Source organism: Geminocystis sp. GBBB08 (assembly GCF_016743215.1).
In the GTDB taxonomy this organism is placed as follows: domain Bacteria; phylum Cyanobacteriota; class Cyanobacteriia; order Cyanobacteriales; family Cyanobacteriaceae; genus Geminocystis.
In genome coordinates this window covers 1-10,393 of record NZ_VRZC01000138.1, presented here as the reverse complement: position 1 = coordinate 10,393, position 10,393 = coordinate 1, and the positions used below count along the sequence as shown (strand labels likewise).

At 33.0% G+C, this 10,393-nt stretch carries 10 protein-coding genes; 4 read left to right on the top strand and 6 right to left on the bottom strand.

The window, feature by feature from the left end:
* The 4 genes from FWJ34_RS15005 to FWJ34_RS14990 form a co-directional block, all read left to right on the top strand.
* A partial coding sequence (locus FWJ34_RS15005) for a hypothetical protein (RefSeq protein ID WP_308256146.1) occupies positions 1-413 on the top strand: 413 nt, incomplete at its 5' end.
* Between the two features lie 7 nt (positions 414-420).
* A complete protein-coding gene (tmk, locus tag FWJ34_RS15000) occupies positions 421-1,062 on the top strand; it encodes a dTMP kinase (protein ID WP_308256145.1) in 642 nt (213 codons plus the stop codon).
* Between the two features lie 347 nt (positions 1,063-1,409).
* Positions 1,410-1,802 carry a hypothetical protein gene (locus FWJ34_RS14995; RefSeq protein ID WP_308256144.1) on the top strand — a complete coding sequence of 131 codons (393 nt, stop codon included), beginning with the start codon at positions 1,410-1,412 and terminating at the stop codon, positions 1,800-1,802.
* Positions 1,803-2,126: 324 nt separating this feature from the next.
* Positions 2,127-2,666 carry a GIY-YIG nuclease family protein gene (locus FWJ34_RS14990; RefSeq protein ID WP_308256143.1) on the top strand — a complete coding sequence of 180 codons (540 nt, stop codon included), beginning with the start codon at positions 2,127-2,129 and terminating at the stop codon, positions 2,664-2,666.
* A gap of 11 nt (positions 2,667-2,677) precedes the next feature.
* On the opposite strand, the gene FWJ34_RS14985 is transcribed toward FWJ34_RS14990, so the two are convergent.
* From FWJ34_RS14985 to FWJ34_RS14960, 6 genes are all read right to left on the bottom strand, one after another.
* Positions 2,678-3,463, bottom strand: coding sequence for an aminotransferase class IV (locus FWJ34_RS14985; RefSeq protein WP_308256142.1), 786 nt, complete (start codon positions 3,461-3,463; stop codon positions 2,678-2,680).
* Between the two features lie 26 nt (positions 3,464-3,489).
* Positions 3,490-3,690: a hypothetical protein gene (locus tag FWJ34_RS14980; protein WP_308256141.1), complete on the bottom strand. Its 201-nt coding sequence runs from the start codon at positions 3,688-3,690 to the stop codon at positions 3,490-3,492.
* A 229-nt stretch (positions 3,691-3,919) separates the two neighbouring features.
* On the bottom strand, positions 3,920-4,597 hold the full coding sequence (locus FWJ34_RS14975; protein WP_308256139.1) for an HAS-barrel domain-containing protein: 678 nt from the start codon (positions 4,595-4,597) through the stop codon (positions 3,920-3,922).
* 140 nt (positions 4,598-4,737) lie between these two features.
* On the bottom strand, positions 4,738-5,736 hold the full coding sequence (chlG, locus tag FWJ34_RS14970; protein WP_308256138.1) for a chlorophyll synthase ChlG: 999 nt from the start codon (positions 5,734-5,736) through the stop codon (positions 4,738-4,740).
* Between the two features lie 474 nt (positions 5,737-6,210).
* Positions 6,211-8,922, bottom strand: a complete 2,712-nt coding sequence (locus tag FWJ34_RS14965; RefSeq protein ID WP_308256137.1) for a phycobilisome rod-core linker polypeptide — start codon at positions 8,920-8,922, stop codon at positions 6,211-6,213.
* A 238-nt stretch (positions 8,923-9,160) separates the two neighbouring features.
* A partial coding sequence (locus FWJ34_RS14960) for a chlorophyllase/cutinase-like alpha/beta fold protein (protein ID WP_308256136.1) occupies positions 9,161-10,393 on the bottom strand: 1,233 nt, incomplete at its 5' end.

The window sequence follows — 10,393 nt, the reverse complement described above, 5'->3', positions numbered from 1 at the left end:
ATATTCCCTATACGTTACCAACAAATCCTCCTATTAATCGAGTCGGATATACAGAAAAACAGGCAAGATTATTGTTAGGAAAAAAAATCACTGTTTTAAAATTAAATTCTCATTTTACCTCCTCTTCAAACCTATCACAAAAGACAACATTTATTAAAATAATTTTAGATAATAGTAACCATCTATTAGGTTTTCATAGTTTGGGATTTGGAGTGGAAGAAATATTAATAGCAATAGTATTGTTAATGGCAGAAAAAAAACCATTACACTATTTATTTAAACTGAAATTTAGTCACTTAAACTCATTACAAATTCTTCAGCATATTAAACAATCATGGTTGGAAAACAATCAAAAGCAAAATCATATTATAATAAATTTATCCCAAACTTTATTTATTTGGAAAAGGGAATAAATTAATTATGATTAATAAACAACAAAAACAAGGTTATTTTATCGTTATAGAAGGAATAGATGGTTCTGGTAGTAGCACTCAAGCTGAGTTGTTGCGACAATATTTTATCAACTATCAAGAAAAAGTTATTATAAGTCCTGAACCTTCTTCTAGTAAAATAGGAAAATTATTACGAGAATTTTTAGCCCATGAAAATCATTTTATCACTCAAGATTTATATGATCAACAAATGGCTTATTTATTCGCTGCTGATCGTCATTATCACTTATATAATAATATTGATGGAGTGCAAAAATTAATTGCTGAAAATACTCATGTTATTACTACTAGATATTACTTTTCTTCTCTTGCTTATAATACTAAAACCGAAAAAGATTATCAGTTTGTAAGTTTATTAAATCAATATTTTCCTCCTCCAGATTTGCTTATTTATCTTGATATTCCCGTAGATATAGCTTTAAGCAGAATTGGCGATCGCTCTACTTTAGAAATTTATGAAACTAAAGAAAAATTAACCCAAGTTAAAGAAAATTTTGACGTAATTTTAAGTAAATATCAACATCCTTATTTAAGAGTTGACGCAACGGCAATCAAAGAAAAAATTAATCAGACAATCATTAATTATATTGAAACAAAAATTAGAATTTAGATTTTAGATTTTAGAATTTAAAATTTATAATTTAGAATGAACATTTTACCATCATTGCCTATTGCCCATTGCCCGAAGAATTTAAAATTTAGAATTTAAAATGAAGAACCAAAATCTAGCGATAAAAATAAGTATAAATACTTAGACAATTGTCTATAAAAGTGAAATGAAGAAAGTCATAATGGCATTAAAAAATTCAATACTCAAGAAAAAGAATTGAAAAAATAAAAGGCTCAATATCTGATATATTCATGAGAGAAGGCTATATCAAAAATGATTTGCAGTGTATCTAAAATCAAAACATAGCGAAAAACAAATTTTAAAATTCACTTATATTAAGGAGAAACATGGTATTAAATAAACTTTTTGGCAAGAAAAAAGAAGAAAAGTATTTTTTAGAAATCGATACTAAAACCGAAAATCAACCTTCAGCAGATACAACGGTAAATGCTGGAGAAACTACGGTGGAATTATCAACCCCTGAAGTGACTGAAACCACTGTAACTGCTACTACCATTGAACCTAAAATCAATGCAAGTTATAATGTAAGTTATGATGCACCTGAGTGGGTAAAAGCGATTAAAAATTATTCTAATCAAGGTAATAATGCTTCTACTTCTAATTCTGAAAAAGAAAACTTTGCTGGTAAGTATATAACTAATAATGTACCTCAATCTCGTCGCCGACCAGGCCCAAGTTTAGCTGGTTTTAAAAATATGGCATCTAAAATTGGCAAATAATTAATAATAAAGAATTAGGAATTAGGAATTAGGAATTACGTTGCAAGATGTCTATTTGACTGCTATTAATTATCTATTAATTATTATTTTGTAAGGGTTAAACTTCTACTTATTTATTAACTATAGCAACGGATAGGTTAGTTAGGACATTTTAATCCTTTAGGCAAGGGGTTTAAACCTCTTGTTAATGCCCTAAGTATCATGGCGACTGCTATATTATACTGGCTAAATAGATTAAGCCTCTACTTTCACCCCATCACTATCACAATTAAGCAATAAAAATATTTGTTGTAGTAATTATAATCAACTTTAAATTATTGAAAAATGTCTGATCTTTCCTCAAAAATTTCACTTAAAGATTTAACTTACATTCCTTATATCGATGAAAATGGAGTTATAAATGAAGAATTAGAAGGTAAAATTGGAATTTATGCTATTTTTAATCAAGAGCAAAAATTAGAATATATTGGTTATTCTCGCAATTTATTGATGAGTTTAAAACAACATTTAGTTAGACAGACTGAGAAATGTTACTGGTTTAAATTTTATCTTATTGAACGTCCTAGCCGTAGCATTTTAGAGGAAATTCGCAGTAATTGGTTAGCCGAAAATGAAGATTTGCCTAAAGGTAACGCCGAAGAAGAAATTTTATGGACACAGCCCATTGATGCTAAACTGACGATGACACAAGAGGATAAAGCTGAGTATGAGAAAAATGATGAGTTAGGCAAAATTAAGTTACTCAAAAAAGTAGCTAGAAGGTTGGAGGAAGAAGTAAAACAAAAACTGCAAAGTCGTAACGTTACAATAGAAATTCGCTTTAATCCTAAATTAAAAGAAGACGGTTTACTCGATTTAAAATAGAATACTCCAATTTAGACCAAAAAAATTTTTTTTAATAATGAATATGCTTTGTGGTTAGGATTATATTCTTTTATTTTTTCCCCTATTTTTATCTTACTAAAAGATATAATTTCCACCACACTATTACTATAAGCGATCGCTTCTAAATCTTCAACAAATTCCGATGTCCAATGATTAATTTTAATGGGAAAATTCGCATTTTTGATAATCATACTTCTGACAATACCGGGCAAAATTCCCGTGTCTAAATCAGGGGTAAACCAAATTCCTTGTTTATATCCCCATAAGTTTCCTGTGCTTGTTTCTAACCAATTATTATTAATATCTGTTAGAATTGCTTCATCATAATCTTGATTTTTTGCTTGTTGTAAGGCTAAATAAGGAGCTAAATAATTTCCTGTTTTATGTAAGGCTAAAGAGCGTTTTATCTTAGAATCAAGACAAACTAAACCTTGAATACCTTTTTCTTGTTTTTCTTCTAAATTTAGGGGTAACTCTCTCCCCATAATTAATTCTTTACCATCCGGAAAAATTGTGATTCTTAATACTGAAAAATAATTCAATAAATACTTGGATTCTCTTACTATTCTTTCCCAATCTGGCATTATCCATTCAAATTCTGTTATACTTGATTTTAAGCGATCGCAATGATTTTGCCAATTAGTTAACGGATAATTTAACGATTTGTGATAGACTCTTAAAGTGGTAAAAACCGTTGCACCATATAGCCAATCATAATTATTAATATCTAACTGAATATGATTATTTTCTTGTAATTCTCCATCGTAATAAAACATTAATTTTGACAGATTTAGATAATAATTTATTTATATAAACTTTCTTTGGCTTGATAAGCAAAACTAAGGGAAATTATGCGAGAAAATTGATTAGCATTATCAGATTGAGAACTCATTTGAAAGCTATTATGAGCATCAGCAATTAAAGAGGAAAATAAACCTGCTAAAATATAAATAATTAAGCAGTTGCGTAAAAATCTAAATTGAGGATTAATTGGTTTAAACATAACAGACAAAACTCAAAACATTGAGCTAGAAAACTTGATACTATTTTAGACCTAAATTTAATTTAAAAAGTTCCTAAAAATACTTATCTGATTTTAAAAGTATTTTTATTTTGATGAGGGTAGCTATTAGCAGTCAGCTATCAGCTTAAATTACCAAAAATCAAATTTTTAGCTTAATAGTGTTATTGAGTTAATGTAAGTTTTTATTTCCAAATCAAGTCAAAAATGTTTAGTTTTTCAACTGAACTTGACTAAGTATATACTTAAGACAGTCATAGTCATTTTTTAATAATACGCTTAAAGTTCGCCCGGCATTGATTAACCATTGTCTATCACTTCCTCTTAATCCATAAGTTTCTCGTAAAGTGGCAGCAATCAGGGATTCTACCGGAGTATTTTGCACTTGTAATAAAACCCTCAAAAAGTCAGGGTTAGCAGTAAAGTTGATTATTTCGTCAACATTGCATCGAAAAACCCCTTGATGAATTTGAGGAGGGCGGGGAGGTAAATATTGATAAATCCTACCATCAGAAGGGCTATAACCGTTATTCTCATTAGTCGGAGGTGTTTCAAAACCAATAATTACCCCCCGAAATTCTGTCTTTAACATAGCGAAAATTTGTGGTTGTTGATCTTTTAATTCTGCTAAAGTTAAACCTAATGCTCTAGCTCGATGCACTGAATCAATGGGAGCAGTAGTGACATTTGTAACCAAGGAAAATATTTTATTCCCCGATTCTTCATCAAAAGATTTAACCCAACTGCCAAAAGGCGGCATGGTAGGGAAATTAAGTTCTTCTGGTTCTAAACATTGAGCTAAAAACTCTACAGTCGAGGTTTCGATAATTTCCCCTATATGATCAGAATGACGATCTTCGTTGTTTAATGTTGGTAATGGTATTCTCATAATCTAGCACCAACTCTAAGTAAACCTAAATAAACTATACAATTATTGATCAAGGGAAGTAATCAGGGTTTGCTGTTAGGAATTAGAAAAATAAGGGATAAATCCCTTACTACAAACTACTGAAAAATATTTTTCCCAGATTAAAAATTAGAATGCCCTAAGGCTAATCCCATCACTAGCATCCCTAAAACTAAAAAGGGTTGCGCACTGGCTTGATATTTAACATCATTCTTTAACGGATCGCGCAAAAAGTACATATCTTGGAAGGTTATTTGAGGAATTACTAATAATAACAAAATAGTAGCATAAAGATTTTGATTTAAATAGATTAAATATGCACCCATACCAATTTGAAATACATCAATCATAATTACGCAAATCCATGCAGCCGTAGTGACTCCAAACATCACTGGTAAAGATTTTAAACCTAATTGGCGATCGCCTTCCACACTTTTAAAGTCGTTAACCACAGCAATACCTAAACCTGCCATACTATAAACTAGAGTAAGGATTACTATAGTCCAATTTAATTCACCGAATAAAGCATGACCAGCCCACCAAGGTAGTGCGATATAGCTCGAACCTAACGCATAGTTACCTAACCAACCATTTTGTTTTAATTTGAGAGGAGGTGCAGAATAAATATAGGAAATAAATGCGCCACCAATGGCTAAACAAGTTAAAATCGGAAACTCATGATTTGCCCAAACATCTAAACCGTAAGCAACACCTATACCAGCAAACAGTAAAACTAAAATTTGAGTTACGACTTGAGGAATACTAATAATACCTGAAGGAATAGGGCGATAAGGTTCGTTAATAGCATCTATGTCTCGATCATAAAAATCGTTCATAGTTTGAGTATAACCTGCTAAAAGAGGTCCAGACATCAACATACAAGTTAAAGCCATGAGGAAATGCTCAAAATTCCAAATATAACCACCAGAAGAAGCCGCACCACAAACAACACCCCAAATTAAAGGAATCCAAGTAATAGGTTTCATCAACTGAAGCCTAATTTGCCAAATATTATTAGCCATGGTTGCTCCCTTCATGCCTAATAATTGTCTAGCTTTTGAGCCTTTATCTTCTCTATCTAATTCAATTTTTGTGTAGTCTTTATTTTCAGTTTCCGTCATTATTTTTTAAGAGTAATACTTAATTTATTAATTAAAATAGTATAGCAATGAACAATAAACATGAAGAGCTTTTCAATAGTCTAATTTAGGGTATAGATGTCTATATTTACTTAAAAGTTTTCTAATACTATTAACACTTTATAAACTATAGCAACGGACAGGTTAGTTAGGTACAGATCAATCCTTTGGGCAAAGGAAGGCAAGGCGTTTAAATCCCTTGCTAATGTCAATAGCATCATGGCGACTGCTATACAGCTTTTAGATCAATGAACCACAAAAAAAGTATTATGAATGTAAAAAAAATATGAAACGCAAGATGGGAGTGTGGTTTACCAATTTGAAAAGTGCTGTAAGTAAAATTAATTTAGGTAAAGATAAAAGAAGCCGAGACATGACATCCCGACTCCTTTTTTTTGATTGGTTTTTCAACCTAAATTTATAATTTATAACCCCCATTTTAAGGGAGTTGATGAATTAAACAACGGGTTTAAAGCTAGGCACAACTAACTCACTATCCTGTTTAGTTAACTTATTATAAAGTCTTTCAGTGTTAGGGAAATTAGCCGCAGGTAAGGTGGGGAAACGGCGGTAAGGCACGGTATCTTCACCGAATACTTGAGCATATTCCATACTACCGACTAAGGCACTGATAAAGGCACGGATACCTTCACTAGCTAAGATGCGGTTATAGTACTGAATTTCTTTTTGATTCACAGGTGCTCTGCCTAAGAAATGCTTAGTACCTAATTCAATTACTTTCGTATTGGGAAAAGGTGCATAAAACTCTTTCAAATATAAGTCAGAACTACCAATACCTTCGATAAATTCTTTGACGCTAATTTCACCATTGCTGAGTTTACTTTCTAATTTGGTAAAGTTAGCATTAATGACGTAAGGCTCAACATCACGCTCAAATATTTGACGGTAAGCGGCACGAATCACATTTTTAACAGCTACTTTATCGGCATTATTAGTGAGTTTAAATACTTTAGTTTGTTCTCTTTGAACTGTTACCCCTTGATTAACACGATTTTGAACTTCATTTTCTCCCCGGATAGAAGAAACTTGTCCTAACTCAATAAATCTTGGTGTAGTTTCAACATCAACTCTTTGTCCGATGTCTTCTCTTAATGAACCAACTCTGGTAGTACGAGCTTGTAGTCCAGCAGGAGTTACATAACGCTCATACGGAACAGTATCTTCTCCAAAGGCTTCGTTATACTCAGTACTATCGATTAAAGCATCTACTAAAGCATAAAACCCTTTTTTAGAAGCAAGATCAAAGTAAGAATTCATCTCATTACGTCCATAAGTCGGGCGACCTAATAAACGGCGGTGAATATATTCGATCGCTTTACAAACATAGAAAGGAGTCCAGTAGGTTTTTAAGAAAGTTTCAGATTTGGCTAACAGACGAATAAACTCACGAAGGCTAATTTCACCATTTTCGAGTTTAATTTCTGCTACTTTTAATCTTTGTCCTTCATAAACATCACGACCAAAAACTTGACGGTAAGCAGCACGAATTACAGCTTGAGTAGAACTTTCACCAAATTTAACCCCTAAACCATTACTAGCACCGGGTAACTCATTATTGAAACGAATCACTTTCGCACCTAAACTACCAGGATATTCCCCACGAGCACTAGGGTTGCTATTTTGATTATGAATACCAGGGCCACGATGAATTAAAATCCGTTTAGTATCTTTGCCAAAAGGTGCAGGCGCACTACTAGGGTTACGGGTTTCTTTCGGGAAAATTGCTCCAAATTGAATTTCGAGAGGATCATTTCCTGAACCATAAACGTGTTGATCTGGTAATGGGTGATCATATTTCGCAAAAGTAGTAATAAATTGAGGTACTTTGCGGAAAGGAGCACTATAGCTGAATAAATCTTGTTGCATACCCCAGTTACGACATTCTTGAGCTTCTACACCCAAACCTCTTAAATAAGGGACGGTTTCTTCCCCGAAGTAATCAGCATATTCTTGAGAATCAACTAAAGCATCAACTAAGGCGTTTAAACCACCGCTAGAAACGATTGAGAAGTATTCTTGAACTTCCTCACGAGACGAAGGACCACGACCTAAAATATGACGAAAAGCTAATTCTAAAGCACGGGAGTTGATGAAAGGCTCAAAGAATTGCTTACGATATAAAGGAGACTTGGCTAAACGGCGGACAAATTCCTTCATAGAAATATCCCCATTTTTCACCTGAGACTCAAGGTAAGAAACCGATTGAGAGTAAGCACGGGTAATATCACGCTCAAAAATCTGACGATAAGCCGCTTTTACCACTGAATTTTTCTCAGAAGCGGATAAACCCGGTTTCATCACAAATTTAGGACGACGCTCAGAGGCATTAAAATAGCTTTGGGGTAATTCTAAACCTTGGGCATCATTAGAAGGGCGTTGACGTACTTTAGTAGCCGGAGTAGCCGCTTTTAATTCATTGATCAGGACTTCAAAATATTGAGTTAAAATTTCTTTGGCTTCTGGATCATTTTTGAAGTAACTAATAGAAGATACTCGCATTTCTAACAAAGCTACAATAGCAGCATCAACAGAACAAGCATTTTCTAAAACTTCTTTTAAGCCTCTGGTATTAACTACTAAAATATTAGGATCACCAGCAACGACAGCGTAGGTAACATAACGCAAAAACCACGACATATCTCGTAAGGATTTAGTCATGTTACTAGGACCGTAACGGGAGATATTAATAGGGCGGAATCCGGGAGGAATCGCTCCAATACCAGGGGTGGTAAATACAGAAAATAAACCTCCTAAAAAGCCACCGCTGTTACCACTACCTTTTCCAGCATCAATAAAAGTCTGAATAGATTGTTGAGCCGCTTTTATGTCCGTAGGTAAACCGCCGATACTGCCACCACCAACTAACGCTGGTTCGTCCACAGGAGGTTTTTCCAAGAAAGACATGGGAGATCCCCCTGTAAAGATGCGATTAGCCGCACGAGAGACGATTAAATCAGAGTTTGCGGTTAAAACTTCCGCAATTTCTAATCTTTTCGCCCCAGATTTAAAATAGTTGTCTAATTCGCCCAATTCATTGTTATCGAGAAAACGATCTTGCTGTTCAGCTTGAATAATAGTTGATACAGCAACGGTTTGGTATAATTGCGGTTTTGCTAAAGAACTACCGCCACTTGCTTTTATACTCATTGATTATTTTTATTTTAAAACCAAGTTTCATTATCAATTCATTGCATATAGATTAAATCTTTTTGGGGTTTCATAGTTGTTTTGTTAAAAATTGTTACAATTTCTTTTTGTTTTTTTTTACTATGTCTCGTAATTCAAAAACTCATTATTTACTTTTATAATACTATTTTTTTTGTGATAAAACTGATGGGAAAATTTGAAAATTTATATTTTGAGAAGATAAACTCAATTTTTTTAGTTAGTTTTTAAGTTTAAATTCCTGAAATTTTGCTTCTAATTTATCAGAAGAAGCCTCAGTAATAAAGTCTAATTTAAACTTCTGATTTTGACTGAGATATTCTGCATAAGCTGATTCTAAATAAGGGCTATAATTTTTATTATTATTAAGATGAACTTCAAAAAAAGCTATTGAAATACCGTCAACATAATTTTGAATTAAATCTTGACTAGGTAATGCTAATGAAACAGCCGAATTAAGTGCTTCTTTAATACCGCCATCTATTTCATTAAAATTCACATGGGCTTGTCCTTCAATTAAGGCTAAATATTTATTCGGTACAGTTAACCAAGTAAAAGGTAAGGCTTGTTCAAATACTGGAGGTGCTGCCGGATCATTACTTCCGGAAACCATAAGAACAGGAATACTAATTTTACTGATACCTTTTTCGCCAAAAATAAAGCGATTAACGGGATTCCCCGCAAGTACAGAAGTAACACGAGGATCTCGAAATTGATAATCTTGTTTTGGTAATTCTAAGGCTCTACATTGTAACAGTAAAGCTACATTTAATCCTTGATAAGTGGTGTCACAGGCTTTTTGCAAATAATCAAAATCAATAGTGGCACCGGCGATCGCCAATACTGTGTAACCTCCGAAAGAATGACCAGATATACCCACGTTTTTTAAATTCAGTTTGCCTTGAAATTCTTTTTGATTGCGTCTTTCTAACTCATCAATGACGAAACTAATATCTTTGGGGCGATTAATAAATTCGTCTCGATCAAATATATTTTTGTGATACCCTTCAAACATTTCTTGTAAGTAGATAATATCACTACCAATATGTTGAGGTGCTGCCACTAAATAACCATAGGAAGCGAGATGATTCATCCCTTCAGAGTAGTCTTCAGGGCGAGAAGATAATCCATGAGAAAAGACAACTACGGGAATATTCCCAGTGACTTTTTGAGGTACATAAACATCTACATAAAAGCTACGATTGCGACTTTGATCCGTTAATTGCCAAACTTCTTTTTTTACTTGGTATTTACCGTCTTTGCGAATATCGGGTAATTTAGCATAATCAACAGGAGGTTTTGTAGTTGCTTCTTCTACCGTCCAATTACGCATTTCTTTAACTAAAAGTTCTGTCCCTGAAATGACTTTTTCTGTAGTTTCCACCGCACCTTTAAGTAGTTCTCCTTGTAATTGAAGATTTGTAGGATATTTTTTCAGAACATTAAGTAAAGT